15 protein-coding genes are annotated in these 14,755 nt (G+C 63.1%); 9 read left to right on the top strand and 6 right to left on the bottom strand.

Features of this window, described 5'->3' with window-relative positions:
* Positions 1-17: 17 nt before the first annotated feature.
* Positions 18-848, top strand: coding sequence for an alpha/beta hydrolase (locus AC1DX6_RS16260; protein WP_477314978.1), 831 nt, complete (start codon positions 18-20; stop codon positions 846-848).
* Positions 849-855: 7 nt separating this feature from the next.
* Here AC1DX6_RS16260 and AC1DX6_RS16255 read toward each other — a convergent pair whose 3' ends face one another.
* Genes AC1DX6_RS16255 through AC1DX6_RS16235 form a run of 5 tightly spaced genes read right to left on the bottom strand, consistent with a single transcriptional unit; the run spans position 856 to position 6,265 of the window.
* Positions 856-2,061 carry a molybdopterin molybdotransferase MoeA gene (locus AC1DX6_RS16255; RefSeq protein WP_477314976.1) on the bottom strand — a complete coding sequence of 402 codons (1,206 nt, stop codon included), beginning with the start codon at positions 2,059-2,061 and terminating at the stop codon, positions 856-858.
* Complete coding sequence (gene moaC, locus AC1DX6_RS16250) at positions 2,061-2,543, bottom strand: cyclic pyranopterin monophosphate synthase MoaC (RefSeq protein ID WP_477314974.1); 483 nt, start codon at positions 2,541-2,543, stop codon at positions 2,061-2,063. The genes AC1DX6_RS16255 and moaC overlap by 1 nt, the downstream gene beginning before the upstream one ends.
* Before the next feature lie 2 nt (positions 2,544-2,545).
* Positions 2,546-3,358: an indole-3-glycerol phosphate synthase TrpC gene (trpC, locus tag AC1DX6_RS16245; RefSeq protein WP_477314972.1), complete on the bottom strand. Its 813-nt coding sequence runs from the start codon at positions 3,356-3,358 to the stop codon at positions 2,546-2,548.
* A gap of 4 nt (positions 3,359-3,362) precedes the next feature.
* Positions 3,363-4,373 carry an anthranilate phosphoribosyltransferase gene (trpD, locus tag AC1DX6_RS16240; RefSeq protein WP_477314970.1) on the bottom strand — a complete coding sequence of 337 codons (1,011 nt, stop codon included), beginning with the start codon at positions 4,371-4,373 and terminating at the stop codon, positions 3,363-3,365.
* Positions 4,370-6,265, bottom strand: a complete 1,896-nt coding sequence (locus AC1DX6_RS16235) for a peptidyl-prolyl cis-trans isomerase (RefSeq protein ID WP_477314968.1) — start codon at positions 6,263-6,265, stop codon at positions 4,370-4,372. The genes trpD and AC1DX6_RS16235 overlap by 4 nt, the downstream gene beginning before the upstream one ends.
* Positions 6,266-6,419: 154 nt before the next feature.
* On the opposite strand from AC1DX6_RS16235, the gene tpiA reads away from it, so the two are divergent.
* The 5 genes from tpiA (at position 6,420) to AC1DX6_RS16210 (ending at position 11,485) form a co-directional block, all read left to right on the top strand.
* Positions 6,420-7,190, top strand: coding sequence for a triose-phosphate isomerase (gene tpiA / locus AC1DX6_RS16230; protein ID WP_477314966.1), 771 nt, complete (start codon positions 6,420-6,422; stop codon positions 7,188-7,190).
* Between the two features lie 177 nt (positions 7,191-7,367).
* Entirely contained in the window at positions 7,368-7,844 is a 477-nt protein-coding gene (secG, locus tag AC1DX6_RS16225; protein WP_477314964.1) for a preprotein translocase subunit SecG, read from the top strand.
* A 202-nt stretch (positions 7,845-8,046) separates the two neighbouring features.
* Positions 8,047-9,150, top strand: coding sequence for a L,D-transpeptidase (locus tag AC1DX6_RS16220; RefSeq protein ID WP_477314962.1), 1,104 nt, complete (start codon positions 8,047-8,049; stop codon positions 9,148-9,150).
* A 139-nt stretch (positions 9,151-9,289) separates the two neighbouring features.
* Positions 9,290-10,927 (top strand): CTP synthase, encoded by a 1,638-nt coding sequence (locus AC1DX6_RS16215; protein ID WP_477314960.1) that lies wholly within the window; start codon positions 9,290-9,292, stop codon positions 10,925-10,927.
* A gap of 12 nt (positions 10,928-10,939) precedes the next feature.
* Complete coding sequence (locus AC1DX6_RS16210) at positions 10,940-11,485, top strand: DUF1697 domain-containing protein (protein WP_477314958.1); 546 nt, start codon at positions 10,940-10,942, stop codon at positions 11,483-11,485.
* Positions 11,486-11,567: 82 nt separating this feature from the next.
* Here the strand turns inward: AC1DX6_RS16210 and AC1DX6_RS16205 are convergent, their stop codons facing one another.
* Positions 11,568-13,025 carry an NCS1 family nucleobase:cation symporter-1 gene (locus tag AC1DX6_RS16205; protein WP_477314956.1) on the bottom strand — a complete coding sequence of 486 codons (1,458 nt, stop codon included), beginning with the start codon at positions 13,023-13,025 and terminating at the stop codon, positions 11,568-11,570.
* A gap of 307 nt (positions 13,026-13,332) precedes the next feature.
* Here AC1DX6_RS16205 and AC1DX6_RS16200 point away from each other — a divergent pair, with 307 nt between their 5' ends.
* The 3 genes from AC1DX6_RS16200 (at position 13,333) to AC1DX6_RS16190 (ending at position 14,347) form a co-directional block, all read left to right on the top strand.
* A complete protein-coding gene (locus tag AC1DX6_RS16200; RefSeq protein WP_477315135.1) occupies positions 13,333-13,635 on the top strand; it encodes a DUF982 domain-containing protein in 303 nt (100 codons plus the stop codon).
* A 167-nt stretch (positions 13,636-13,802) separates the two neighbouring features.
* Positions 13,803-13,970: a hypothetical protein gene (locus AC1DX6_RS16195; RefSeq protein ID WP_477314954.1), complete on the top strand. Its 168-nt coding sequence runs from the start codon at positions 13,803-13,805 to the stop codon at positions 13,968-13,970.
* 26 nt (positions 13,971-13,996) lie between these two features.
* The gene (locus tag AC1DX6_RS16190) at positions 13,997-14,347 is read left to right on the top strand and encodes a phage tail sheath C-terminal domain-containing protein (RefSeq protein WP_477314952.1); all 351 of its coding nucleotides are present in this window, start codon (positions 13,997-13,999) and stop codon (positions 14,345-14,347) included.
* Positions 14,348-14,755 lie beyond the last annotated feature (408 nt).

Raw genomic sequence — 14,755 nt, 5'->3', positions numbered from 1 at the left:
CAGCGGGAGGGCGCCGGGTGCTCGAACATCACATTGCCGACTGGGACAACGCCTATGCCAACGGCGTCAACATCGCCTGCAGCGATCGATGGCCGGCGGCGTGGGATGAGCCAGCCCAGGCTGTTCGCGATGCTCTGTCGGCCAAGGGCAGGGCACAGCTCGACATTGTCTATGGCGCTTACCCACGCAACCGGCTCGATCTTTTCTTGCCGGCCGCCAAGGCCAAGGGGCTCGTTGTGTTCATCCATGGCGGCTACTGGATGGAGTCCGACAAGAGCACCTGGTCGCATCTTGCCGCTGGCGCTGTTGGTCATGGCTATGCCGTGGCGATGCCATCCTACACGCTCTGTCCTGATATACGCATCGCCGGCATCGTCAGGGAAATCGGGGTGGCGATTGGCAAAGCGGCGGCGATGGTCGACGGGCCGCTGATGTTGACCGGGCATTCCGCCGGTGGACATCTGGCCAGCCGCATGGCGACGACAACCACGCCTCTGGCGGCCGATGTCGCGCGGCGCATCCGCCATGTCGTGTCGATCTCGGGCGTGCACGATCTGCGGCCGATCATGCGCACCGGCATGAACGAGACGCTGGCAATCGATGAGGCCGAGGCGCTGACGGAAAGCCCGGCGCTGCTGCGCCCGATGGACAAGGCCCGCGTGACCTGTTGGGTCGGCGGCGGCGAGCGCGCCGAGTTCCTGCGCCAGAGCGCGCTGCTGGCCAACATCTGGACAGGCCTCGGCGCCACGACCAACTCGGTGGTCGAGCCGGACCGGCATCATTTCGACGTCATCGACGGTTTGACCGATCCCGACCATCCACTGACCAGGACCCTGATCGGCGAGTAGAGAACGTTCAGCGCAGCATCAGCACGCTGCAGGCGGCGCCCATAGCCGCGGCGGGGGCGAACGGTTCGCGCACGATCAGCCCGTTGGCGTCCGCCAGCATTCGCAGCATCGAGGAATCCTGGATGCCGAACGGCGTCGCCACCAGCGCACCGGCATCTTCCCTCATGACGGCCCGCACATAGTCCTGCCTGAGATCGTTGGCCGGCATCGCCGCGCCAAGTTTTGCCTGGCGCATGTCCTGCCGGTGGCTGCGGCCGCCGAGCCGCGCCAAAAGCGGCTTCAGGAACAGCTGCGAGCAGACTAGGCTCGCCACCGGATTGCCGGGCAGGCCGATGCACCTGATATCCCCCAGCCGCCCTGACATCAGTGGCTTGCCCGGGCGCATGGCGATCTTCCAGAAATCCAGCGACATGCCTTCGCCGGTCAGCACGTCATGGACTAGGTCGTGGTCGCCGACCGAGGCGCCGCCCAGCGTGACGATGACGTCCGCGCCGGCCGCGACCGCCTTTTTCACCAGCGCCGCGATGGCTTCCTTACGGTCAGCCGCAATGCCGAGATCGAGCGCGCGGGCGCCAACCGACTGGGCGGCGGCGGCGACACCGTAGGCGTTGGACGAGATGATCTGGTCAGGGCCGAGTTCGCTGCCTGGCGGCAAGAGTTCGTCGCCGGTGGCGATGATGGCAACCAGCGGCCGCTTGACCACGCTGACGCGTGGATGGTTGGCCGATGCCGCCAGCGAGAGCGCCGCGGGATCGAGCAGGCGGCCTTTTTCCAGCAGTATGTCGCCCTTGGAAAAATCGAGGCCGAGCCGGCGGATGTTGCGCTCCGCCGCTGTCGGCTCGGTCACCTCGATGCTGTCGTCACCGAGATCCCGGACATTTTCCTGGATGACGATGGTGTCGGCGCCTTCAGGCAACGGCGCGCCGGTGAAGATGCGCACTGCTTGCTTCGGCCCGACAATGCCGTCAAAGCCGCGTCCGGCCGGCGCCACGCCGATCACCGAAAGCCGCGCCGGGACGGAACCGACATCCACAGCCCGCGCGGCATAGCCATCCATGGCGGAAGCGTTGAAGGGGGGCTGGGTGCGCAGTGCGACGACCGGCTCCGCCAGCACCCGGTCGGCGGCGTCCAGCAGCGCGACGCTTTCACTGCCTGAGGGCTGAGCACCTTCCAGCAGGCGCTCCAGCGCCTCTGCAACCGGAACCAGTGCCATTATTGACCCGCCTTGTAGTCGCCGGACTTGCCGCCGGTCTTTTCAACCAGCCTGATGCCGGAGATCACCATGGCGCGGTCGACCGCCTTGGCCATGTCATAGATGGTCAGGCACGCGACCGAGGCGGCAGTCAGCGCTTCCATCTCGACACCGGTCTTGCCGGTGACGCGGGCGAGTGCCGTGACCCTGAGGCCGGGCAGCGCTGCATCGGGCTCGATATCGACGGAGACCTTGGTCAACAGCAGCGGATGGCAAAGCGGGATCAGCTCATGCGCCTTCTTCGCCGCCATGATGCCGGCGATGCGCGCTGTGCCGAGCACATCGCCCTTCTTGGCGTTTCCCGCCAGGATCATCTTCAGCGTTTCGGGCTGCATCGAAACAAAGCCTTCGGCGATCGCCGTACGCGTCGTCTCCGCCTTGTCACCGACATCGACCATATTGGCTTCGCCCTGCGCGCCAAGATGGGTGAGGGCGGCTGTCATCGTCAGATGGCCTCGGCGGGCGCCTTGCCCGTCAACAACAGGCGTGTTGCGGCCGCCACGTCCTGTTGCCGCATCAGGCTTTCGCCGACGAGGAAGGTGCTGATGCCGGTCTTTTGCATCCTGAGGCAATCGTCATGGGTGAAAATGCCGCTCTCGCTGACCAGCAGGTGGCCTCCGGGCACCATCGGTGCCAACCGTTCCGAGGTTTCAAGGCTGGTTTCGAACGTTCTCAGATTGCGGTTGTTGATGCCGATCAGCTGCGACGACAGGTTTAGCGCGCGCTCCGTTTCAGCCTCGTCATGCACTTCGACCAGCGCATCCATGCCGAGTTCGAATGCCGTCGCTTCCAGTTCGCTCGCCAAGGCATCATCGACACTGGCCATGATGATCAAGATGGCATCGGCGCCCCAGGCGCGGGCTTCGAACACCTGATAGGGATCGAACAAAAAGTCCTTGCGCAGCGCGGGCAGGGACACCGCCTGGCGGGCATTGGTGAGAAATTCCGGCGCGCCCTGGAAGGACGGCGCATCGGTCAGCACCGAAAGACAGGCGGCGCCGCCTTTCTCATAGGCTCGCGCCAGTGCCGGTGGGTCGAAGTCGGCACGGATCAGGCCCTTGGACGGGCTTGCCTTCTTGATTTCGGCAATCAGGGCGAAGCCGCCCGATCTGTGCTTGGCCTCGAGCGCTGCGAGAAAGCCGCGCGGCGCGTCGGCATCCTTTGCCCGTGCCTTGATCTCGGCAAGCGGCACCCGCTGCTTGGCCGCCGCGATCTCGTCGCGCTTGTAGGCTTCGATCTTGCGCAGGATGTCGGCCATCGCACTATCCGTTCGAAGTTTCGACCAGCCTGTCGAGCACTTGCAGCGCCCGGCCGCTGTCGATGGCTTGCGCAGCTGCCGCCATGCCGTCGGACAGCGTCGTTGCCTTGCCCGCCACCACCAGTCCGGCGCCGGCATTCATCAGCACCGTGTCGCGGTAGGCACCGGCGGCACCGCCCAGCATGTCGCGCATCGCCTTGGCGTTGTAGGCGGCGTCGCCGCCGCGCAACTCGTCCTTGGTATGGCGCTTCAGCCCGACCGCTTCAGGGGTCAGCGTGAAGTGGCGGATTTCGCCGCCGACGAGTTCAGCTACCTGCGTCTCGCCGGTGGTGGTGATTTCGTCATAGCCGTCGCCATGGACGACCCAGGCGTGGTCGGTGCCCAGTGCCTTCAATGTTTCGGCCACCGGCATGATCCATTCCGGCAGGAACACGCCGACCATCTGCCTGCTGACGCTGGCCGGGTTGGACAGCGGTCCGAGCAGGTTGAAGATGGTGCGGGTGCCGAGCTCGACGCGGGTCGGGCCGACATGCTTCATCGCCGGGTGATGTGCCGGCGCGAACATGAAGCCGACGCCAGCGTCATGGATGCAGCGGCCGATGGTTTCCGGCGGGATGTCGATCTTGACGCCGAGCGCGATCAGCACGTCGGCGGCCCCGGTCAGCGACGACAGCCCGCGATTGCCGTGCTTGGCGACCGGCACACCTGCGCCGGCGATGACGAAGGCGGATGCCGTCGAGATGTTGACCGAGTGCGAATTGTCGCCGCCAGTGCCGACGATGTCGATGGCGCCTTCGGGGGCGACGACGCGCAGCATCTTGGCGCGCATGGTGGCGACGGCGCCGGAAATCTCGCTCACCGTCTCGCCGCGCACGCGCAGCGCCATCAGGAAGCCGCCGATCTGGCCCGGTGTCGCATCGCCCGACATGATGATGTCGAAGGCTTCACGCGCTTCCTCGAAGGAGAGAGCGGCCCCGGTGGCGACCTTGGCGATGTGGGTCTTCAGCGCGCTCATCTGTTCAGGGCTTGGGCAACGGCGGCCTGATCGATGCGAACGTCGTACTGCGTCTGCAACTGCGCTACCAACTGGTCGAGCAGATCGTCGGACATGCCGGAGGTGAAGGATTTCTGCGCATCGGCCGGCACCGAGCTGGCATCGGCTCCGGCCGGCTCGAACACTTCCGCGACCTTGAACAGGATCTGTCCGTCGCCGGTGGGCGAGGGGATCAGTCCGGTCCCGCCTTCGCCGACGCCGAACATCGCGGCCGCCCCTTCTTTGCCGAAATCGACGTCGTCGGCCTCGCGCTTGACGCCGCGCTTGGTCTGCTTCTCGAGCTTGAGCTCACCGGCGATCACGTCGAGCGTGGTGCCGGCCTTGAGACGCTTTTCGAGCTCGTCGGCCTTTGCGATCAGCCGCTTGGCCGTTTCCGCTGCCGTCCAGTCGGCCACCACCTTCTGGCGAACTTCATCCAGCGTGCGGTCGCGTGCCGGCGTGATCGACTCGACCTCGTAGAAGACGAAGCCATTGTCGGTCGTGGTCAGCGCCTCATTCTCGGTCTTGGGTTCGGCAGCGAACACCGCCTTGATCAGGTCCGGAGACACCGGCAGGTCCTTGATGATCGTCCCGTCCGGCGATTGGCCGGTGCGATCGATCGCCTCGATGGTTACGTCCTTCAGCTTCAGCTTGGCGGCCGTCTCGGCCAGCGTGCTGCCGGAGGCGCGGGTGTCTTCATAATTGTCGTGCACGTCCAGCAGGATGCGGCTTGCCTCGCCCAGCGCCAGATCCTTGCGGATCTCGTCGGACACCTCGGCCAGCGGCTTCACCACTTCGGGCTTGATCTCGGTGACGCGCAGCAGCACCGGACCAAAGGCGCCCTGCACGACCGGGCTGACTTCGTTGACGGCGAGCGCGAAGGCGGCATCGGCCACCGCCTTGTCGGCGATCTTGTCCCTGGCCAGCGTGCCAAGCAGCGTATCGGCTGGCGTCTTGCCCTCGGCGGTGACGATCTTGTCGAAAGTGGCGCCGGTCTTCAGCGAATCAAGCGCTGCCTTCGCCGCATCCGGCGTCTTGAACACCAGCTGTTCGATGGTGCGCAGCTCCGGCGTCGTGTAGCGGCCCTTGTTCTTGTTGTAGTCGTCACTGACCTGTTGGTCGGTCACCGCGCTGACATCCATGATGTCTTGCGGCTCGAGCCGGACATAGGAGAATTTGCGGTATTCGGGCGCCGCATAGGTTTTCTTGTTGGCATCGAAATAGGTCTGGAGCGCGCTGTCGGCGGGTGCCTCGATCGGCTCGACCAGTTTTTTCGGCAAGGAGAGGTAATCGACGGTGCGGTCCTCGCCGCGGTAGAGCGCGACCGCCTTGAAGAAAGTGTCCGGAGCCTTGAGGCCATCCGAGACCGCCTCGACGATCTGTTGGCGCACCGCCACCTGGGCGCGATTCCTAAGATAGTCTTCCGGCCGCATGCCGACCTGTTGCAGCATATATTCGAATGTCTTGCGGTCGAACTGACCGCTGGGACCCTTGAAGGCCGGATCTTCGCGGGTGAGTTCGGCCAGCCGGTCCTTGGACAGGCCGAGCCCGAGCGTCCGCGCCTGTTCGTCGAGGACGGCGCCCGACACGAGCTGCGCCAGCACCTGGTTGTCGATGCCGAGCGCGGTTGCCTGCTCGCGCGAAATGCGCTGGCCGAACTGCTGCGACATCACGCTGATCTGGCGATCGTAGGCCAGCCGATATTCAGTGATCGAAACGGTCGTGCCGCCGGCGGTGATGACCGAATGATGGCCTGCCAGAACCCCACCCACCATCTTGGTGGTGGCGCCCCAGGCCAGAAAGCTCAACACCAGCAGGGACAGCAGTGCTTTCGCGACCCAGGTGCCCGCCGCGTTTCTCAAAATACCAAGCATGGTTACTTCCGATTTTTGCGCATTTTCGCGTGCGCCGAGTCTGAAACAAGCGCAATAGCGCCCTTCCGGCCCACTGTCGATTGCTTTGTGGCCTGATTTTGGTAGTGAGGGCGACAGCTTGATAGAGCCCAATGTCGCCCGGAGAAACAACCCAATGACGCCTGGAATTCGCCCGCTCGTTGCCGGCAACTGGAAAATGAACGGCACCAGCGCCTCGCTCAACGAGCTCAGGATGATCGGCAACGGCTTCATGAGCGGGCTCGACGCCGAGACCGAAGCGCTGGTCTGCGTGCCCGCGACCTTGCTGGCGCACGCCGCGGAAATTCTCTCGCGCACCCCGGTCAGGGCCGGCGGCGAGGATTGCCACGCCAAGGAAAGCGGCGCCTACACCGGCTGCATTTCGGCCGAGATGCTGAAGGACGCCGGCGCCAGCCACGTCATCGTCGGCCATTCCGAGCGCCGTGAGCAAAGCAACGAAGACGACGCGACGGTCCAGGCCAAGGCGTCCGCCGCCTGGCGGGCAGGCCTCATAGCCATCGTCTGCATTGGCGAGACCAAGCAGGAGCGTGAAGCGGGCGCCACGCTCGATGTGCTGTCACGCCAGGTCGCCGGCTCGGTGCCGCCGAATGCCACGCCGGCCAACACCGTCATCGCCTATGAGCCGGTGTGGGCGATCGGCACCGGGTTGACGCCGACCGCCGACGACGTCGCCGAAGCGCACGCGCATATTCGCGAAAAACTGGCGGAATTGCTCGGCACGGCCGCGGCAGCCAAGATGCGCATCCTCTATGGCGGCTCGGTCAAGCCGTCCAATGCGGTCGAACTGCTTGGCGTGAAGAATGTCGACGGCGCACTGGTTGGCGGCGCCAGCCTGAAAGCGGCGGACTTTCTTGGCATCGCCGAAGCCTATCTAAATATTGGGTAGTCTTGAGCCCGCTCGGGCGGTTGGGCAGGCCTGCGCCGGGGCCGAAATCGTTGCAAAGGGCGCATTGATTCCCATATTCCGGCCACGGGCTTGGAAATGCCATCAAAGCATTGTATTGAGCCGCCTCCAAATCACCGGCCGTAATCGCGGCCGCGCAAGGCCTTGCCAGGATAATTTATGGAAACCGTACTGATCGTCGTTCACCTCATGGTCGTCCTCGCGCTTGTCGGCGTGGTGCTGCTGCAGCGCTCCGAAGGCGGCGGCCTCGGCATTGGCGGCGGCTCCGGCTTCATGACCGCTCGCGGCGCGGCCAACGCGCTGACGCGGGCAACGGCGATCCTGGCGGCGGCTTTCTTCGTGACGTCGCTGACCTTGTCCATCGTCGCCCGCTATGGCGAAAAGCCGATCGACATCCTCGATCGCGTCCCCGGCACTTCGGGCGGCGTGCTCAACCAGCTGCCCGGCACCACACCGCCGGCGCCCCCCTCCGGCAACACGGCGCCAACCCCGCCATCGGGCAATGATGCCGCAGTGACGCCTCCGGCAACGGCTCCCGCGGCGGCGCCCGCCACGCCGCCGGCTACTGATTCGGCGACCCCGCCGACGGCGAATGGCGTCACCTTGCCGGTCACGCCGCAGGTCCCCAACCAGTAACCGACGGGCGTCTTACGCCGCGATCTGTGGTTGTTTGAACACAGTCCCGGCAAATGCCGCATGAACGCGGGCATTCGACCGTTCGCCACGCTTGAGAGCGCTCCTTCAGTTCGATTATAGATTGCGCGCGGCACTTTCGGCGTCCTTGGGGGACGCCGGGCGACGCCGTGGGCAACAAGCATTGAACGATCGGATTTTCGCCATGCAGCTTCGCAGCTTCATTTTCGCCGGCCTGTGTGCCGTGCTCGGCCTGAGCGCACCCGCTTATGCGGCCATGCCAGCGGGCAATTCGGCCCACAAGGCCGCAGTAACAACCGACATTATCAACGTCGCCGCCAAGAGCGATGCGGCGCAGCTGAAGCTTCTCAAGAAGAAGAAAAACCCGACGTCGGACGACCTTGCCCAGATCAGCAAGCTCGAAGCCAAGATCGTCGCCGACAAGGAAGCCGCCCGCGCCAAGGCGCTCGAGGCCCGCAAGCTGGCGATGCGCGACGCGGCCAAAGCCAAAGCCGACGCCGAACGCCAGGCCTTCCTGGCCAAAAAGGGTCAATCCGCGACGCTGGTGGCCGACGCCAAGCCGGCCACGAAGAAGACCAAGATCATCGAGCCGATCGAGCCGATCCAGTCGGCCGAGCCGATCCCCGCCGAGGCGATGAATGTCGCGCTGACCGGCAACAATGGTGAATTGCGCAGCGAGCCGATCGGACAGAAGCCGCAGACCGGCGGGCTTTTCGCCGGCCTGTTCGGCGGGACATCTTCTTCTTCGATGTCCTTGCTGCCCGAGACGCGTGCTCTCGACCAGGCGCTCGAAAAGCGGCAAGCCAAGAAGCAGTTCAAGGTGAAGCCTGAGTTCGTGCCGCAGGAAGTCGAATTCACAGGCTATAGCGCCGGCACCATCGTCATCGACACCAGCGCCCGCCGCCTCTACCTCGTCGAATCGGCCTTCACTGCACGCCGCTACGCCATCGCCGTCGGCCGCGAGGGCCTGCAGTTCAAGGGCACGGTCGCCGTCGGTGACAAGCAGGAGTGGCCGCGCTGGATCCCGACGCTCGACATGCAGAAGCGCGAGCCGAAGCACTATGGCCAGTACAAGGACGGCATGCCCGGCGGCGGTCAAAATCCGCTCGGCGCCCGCGCCATCTACCTCTATGACGGCAAGAAAGACACCCATCTGCGCATTCACGGCACCATCGCGCCGCAGTCGATCGGAACCAGCGCCTCCAATGGCTGCTTCCGCATGATCAACGAGCACGTGATGGATCTCTACAGCCGGGTGAAAGTGGGCACCAAGGTCGTCATCATCTGACGCCTCCATCCAGTCTGCCGAAAGGGCCGGCCTAGCCGGCCCTTTTGTTTTGGCATGTATACGATCAAGAGCGCCTTCTTGGGAAAAAGCCTTCGCGGCGGTTTTTTCTCTGGCGGAATCAATTCGGCCGCGTTAAGCGATGACTCCCATGGCGCGATATGTATTCATCACAGGCGGCGTGGTTTCCTCACTTGGAAAAGGCATCGCTGCAGCGGCCCTTGGGGCTCTCTTGCAGGCGCGAGGTTATCGCGCACGCATCAAAAAGCTCGATCCCTATCTCAATGTCGATCCCGGCACGATGTCGCCATACCAGCATGGCGAAGTCTTCGTCACCGATGACGGCGCCGAGACCGATCTTGACCTCGGCCACTACGAACGCTTCACCGGCCGCTCTGCCAACCAGCAGGACAACATCACCACCGGCCGCATCTACAAGAACATCATCGAGCGCGAGCGCCGCGGCGACTATCTCGGCGCCACCGTGCAGGTCATTCCGCACGTCACCGACGAGATCAAGAATTTCGTCCTCAACGGCAATGACGACTATGATTTCGTGCTCTGCGAAATCGGCGGCACTGTCGGCGACATCGAGGCGATGCCGTTCCTGGAGGCGATCCGCCAGCTCGGCAACGACCTGCCGCGCAACAACGCCGTCTACGTGCATCTGACGCTGATGCCCTACATCCCGACCGCCGGCGAATTGAAGACCAAGCCGACCCAGCATTCGGTCAAGGAATTGCGCGGCATCGGCATCGCACCCGACATCCTGCTGGTCCGCGCCGATCGCGACATTCCCAAGGAAGAGCGCAGAAAGCTGTCGCTGTTCTGCAATGTCAGGGAAAGCGCGGTCATCCAGGCGCTCGATGTGCCGCACATCTACGACGTGCCAATGGCCTATCACAAGGAAGGGCTCGATTCGGAAGTGCTGGCCGCCTTCGGCATCGACCCGGCGCCGAAGCCGCGCATGGAGCCCTGGCAGAAGGTCTCCAACCGCATCCACAATCCGGAAGGCGAGGTGACCATCGCCGTCGTCGGCAAATACACCGGCCTCAAGGATGCCTACAAATCGCTGATCGAAGCGCTGTCGCATGGCGGCATGGCCAATCGCGTCAAGGTCAAGCTCGACTGGATCGAAAGCGAGATTTTCGAAAAGGAAGACCCGACGCCGTGGCTGGAAAAGGTGCATGGCATCCTCGTCCCCGGCGGCTTTGGAGAGCGTGGTTCGGAAGGCAAGATCCTGGCGGCAAAGTTCGCGCGTGAGCGAAAAGTGCCGTATTTCGGCATCTGCTTCGGCATGCAGATGGCCTGCATCGAGGCGGCGCGTTCGCTGGCCGGCGTCGAGCATGCCTCATCGACCGAGTTCGGCCCGACCAAGGAACCGGTCGTCGGCCTGATGACCGAATGGCTGAAGGGCAACATGCTGGAGAAGCGCCGGGAAACCGGCGACCTCGGCGGCACGATGCGGCTCGGCGCCTATCAGGCCGAGCTCACAAAGGGCTCGAAGATCGCCGAGATCTACGGCGACACGCAGATTTCCGAGCGCCACCGTCACCGCTACGAAGTCAATGTCGACTACAAGGAGCGGCTCGAGGATTGCGGCCTGGTGTTTGCCGGCATGTCGCCCGACGGCGTGCTGCCGGAAACGGTCGAATACCCTGACCATCCCTGGTTCATCGGCGTCCAGTACCATCCGGAATTGAAGAGCCGGCCGCTCGAGCCGCATCCGTTGTTTGCCAGCTTCATCGAGGCGGCAGTGGAGCAGAGCCGGCTGGTATAGGCGTTGGCGCCGATGCAGACCTATGTCGCGCTGCTTTACAGCATCGTCCTGGGTGAGGGGCGGCGCGTCGTCATGGCCGATCTCAAGGCGATGGCGGAAGGCCTTGGGCTGAAAAACCCGCGCACGCTGGTGGCGACCGGCAATCTGGTCTTTGAGGCGCGGGCGACCGATATCGCCAGGCTGGAGCAGCGGCTGGAAACGGCCTTCGAAAAAACCTTCGGCCGCCATGTCGACATCATCGTGCGCAGCGCCGAGGACTGGCTGGCGCTCGCCGCCGGCAATCCGTTTCCCGCCGAATCGGCCGAAACTGGGGATCAGGTGGCGGTGCGGGTGATGCGAAAGCCTGCGCCCGTGGATGGCGTGGCAGCGCTGCAGGCTTATGCCGCCGAAGACGAGAAGGTGCTTTCGGTGGGCGGCGACATCTGGGTCGTCTTTTCACGCGACAGGCCAACGTCGCGCCTGCTCGCGGCAATGAACCACAAGCGTCTCGGCATCGGCACTTCGCGCAACTGGAACACGGTGCGCAAATTGGCCGAGATGGTGGAAAATTGGGAATAGGGAATAGGGAATAGGGAATAGGGAATAGGGAATAGAAGGTCCTATTCTCTACTGACTACTCCCTAATCCCTGCTGCCTCATTCTACGCCTTTGCCGTCTTCGCTCCAGCGCCAAGCGCCATGCTGCGCAGCACGTAGTAGATGGCGCCGGCGATCGCCACGCCGAAGAACCAGCCATAAACGCCCCACCACGACGGCAGCACGCTGGTGAAGTTGGGCAGGATCGACGAGAAGATGGCGCCGATGCCGGCGGCGATGAAGGCATTGACATGCCAGCCGCCCTGGAAGCGGAACTCGCCGTCCTCCCTGTAGAGCGCCTCGACGTCGACCTCGCCCTTCCGGATCAGATAGTAGTCGACCATCATCACCCCGAAGATCGGTCCCATCGTCGCGCCGATGACGTTGACGAAGGAGGCCGCACTGCCTTCCCAAGGCGCGAAGGGATAGAGCACCAGAGCGATCACGGCCGCGATATAGCCGCCCTTCTTGAAGTCGATCTGCCTGGGAAAGACGTTGGAGAAGTCGAAGGCCGGCGAGACGAAGTTCGCCACCACGTTGATGCCGAGCGTTGCCACGGCGAAGGTCAGCGCCGCCAGCGCGGCCAGGAACCAGCTGTCGAATTTCGCCGAGATCTGGTCGGGGTGCAGCAGCACTTCGCCATAGACGTCGAAGGCAGCAATTGTGGTGACGCCGGCGACCAGCGAGAACAGGATCAGGTTGATCGGCAGGCCCCAGATGTTGCCCTTGCGCAGCGCCGCCTTATCAGGCGCATAGCGGGCGAAATCACAGAAATTGAGATAGAGCGCCGAGAAATAGGTCACCCAGATCGCCGCCACCGCAAACAGCGATGTCCACGACCCCGGCGTGCCGGGCACACCCGCATCCTTGGTCTTGTCGAGCAGCACATCCATCGGGATGTCGCTGGTGAAGGCAAATCTCCCTGACTTGACGCAGAGATAGATCGCCAGGATCAGCATCATCACCCACACCGCCGGGCCGGCCCAGTCCTGGAAGCGGCGCACCGTTTCCATGCCGTTCTGGATGATCAGCAGTTGCAGCGCCCAGATGACCACGAAGCAGATCACCTCCAGGCCGGTATGGCCGAGGAAATGCGTGTTGGCGTTGAAGTCGGCGAACCATTGCGAGCGGATCAGCAGCGCCACGATGGCACCCGATGCCGCGGCCGTCTGCGCGCCGTACCAGAAGCAGGCGACGATGGCGCGTACCAGCGCCGGTATGTTGGCGCCCCAGATGCCGAAGGAGGCGCGGGCAAGCACGGGGTAGGGCACGCCGGTCTTCACGCCGGCATAGCCGACCATGTTCATCAGCGCATAGATGATCAGCGAACCGATGCCAATGGCGATGATGAAGTTGACGAAGCCGCCGCAGAACAAGAACAGGCTTGCCGCCAGATAATAGCCCCACAGGCTGTGGACGTCCGACGTCCAGACGTTGAAGATTGAAAACGGTCCCCAGTTTCGAACTGTCGCCGGCGCGAGATCCTCATTGTACAGGTCAGGCGATGCGCCTTGTATGGTCACTGTGAAATCCTCCCCTTTTTGCCGAACGCACCACCATGCGTTGGCTGCGCAGGTCAGGCCTGACGCAGGGGAACCGGCAAGCAACCCATTTGCCGGCTTTGACCTTAAAGATATTCAATGCAAATCGCGCTTATCAAGACAGGCCAAACGTTGGTCAGCTAATCTCATTGGCTTTGCTGGCGATTCGAATGCCACCTACTTTGCCCCCAACATTTTTTAGCGGTCGGCTCTTTTTTCTGGAACCAAATGCCCATCCGGGAGTTTAATGGGGTTCGATCAAGCGGAGGCGATCGAGCGGGAGGAGACCATGGATCGCTTGCATTTCTTTTCGCCGGTGCGGATTTTGCGCGGGCACGGACATCCTGTGGAAGAAGTCGATAGCGTTGCCGAGGCGATGGTGTTTTTGCAGAAATGGCCAGCGGGGCGGCGCGGACCTGTCTACCAATGCGCGTTGAATTGCTGCTCAGCGGCCCTTTCGGGCCGGATGTCGGCGGAGGAAGCCCGAAAGGCTTTTACGGGCTTTGCCCGCATAACCCGCCTGCTTGACGACGACATGGCACTGCCGATGGGCGGCGGAAACATGGACGGCGTATACGCGCTGAGGCGATAGGGTTATTTTTTGTGATTTCGACGCCGCGCCCTGGCGGGTGCCGGCGAAGCTTTGTTTATCGCATCAATTCGAGGCCGCGGCCTGTTCGATCGCACGTCACCTCATATACTGTGACGCAATCGTGCGACGCTTGGCGTAGCGACATCGCCACCGGCCGGAGAACGACAATGCCCAAATGGCTCAAAACGGTTTTGGGAACGGCCGGCGCCATCGCCATTGCCATCGTCTGGGCGGTTGTCGCCACTTTGATGGGCGCTCCCTCCATTTTGATCACCGTTGGAGCCGTCGCCATAGGCACGGGCATCTATACCTATCTCAACCGGAATTCAGACTGAGCCACCATCGAGCAGGATTTTGTGCGATGCAGCCCGGGAAATACGTCAACATCAAACCCCTGCTCACCTTTCTTGAGCGGTCGATCTACGCGGATACGCAATGGGTTGTGTTTGAGCCGAACGATGAAGCGCTCTGGGAGCGGGTGAGGGATACGATCCGCCAGTTCCTACGAACACAATGGCGGGCAGGCAAGCTCAAGGGGCTGGCCGAAGAACAGGCCTTCACTATCGTCTGCGACCGTTCGACGATGACGCAAGCCGACATTCTCAACGGCCGCCTCATCTGCGAGATCGGTGTCGCTCCGCTTCGTCCGGCCGAGTTCGTGATCATCCGGCTCTTCCACAACACCGCCAAGGCTGATGCGGACAAGGACTAGAGCATGATCCCGAAAAGTGGAATCCGGTTTTCGGAGAAGATCATGCTCAAACAAAGAGCTAGAGCCCCATCCCGATTCGATCGGGATGGAACAGGCTCTAGCCAGTCGCCTGGGGAATTTCGATGAATTGGCGGCGGTTCACCTTCGCGTGAGAAGCAAGATACACCCAGAAAAAGTCTTGATAAGAAAACCGCGGGCAGCCCTCCTGGTCGAGGCAAGCGAGCGCGTCTCCACCGGCGCGGAATGCTGAACGAGACAGGGCATTTCCTTCGTATATGCCGGTAATATCGGCAAAATGTCACGTTTTCGCAAAAGTACCCCAGTAGTGTCGTAGTACAGTCGGGCACTCGCCGGGTTTCGCCACGCTACAATCCTCGTTGAGTCCACTTCAGCGGTGCCATTGACAGA

The sequence above is a fragment of the Mesorhizobium sp. P2_C4 genome, from assembly GCF_056404575.1.
The sequence above is the reverse complement of the archived record's forward strand: the minus strand, read 5'-3'. Positions and strand labels throughout refer to the sequence as shown.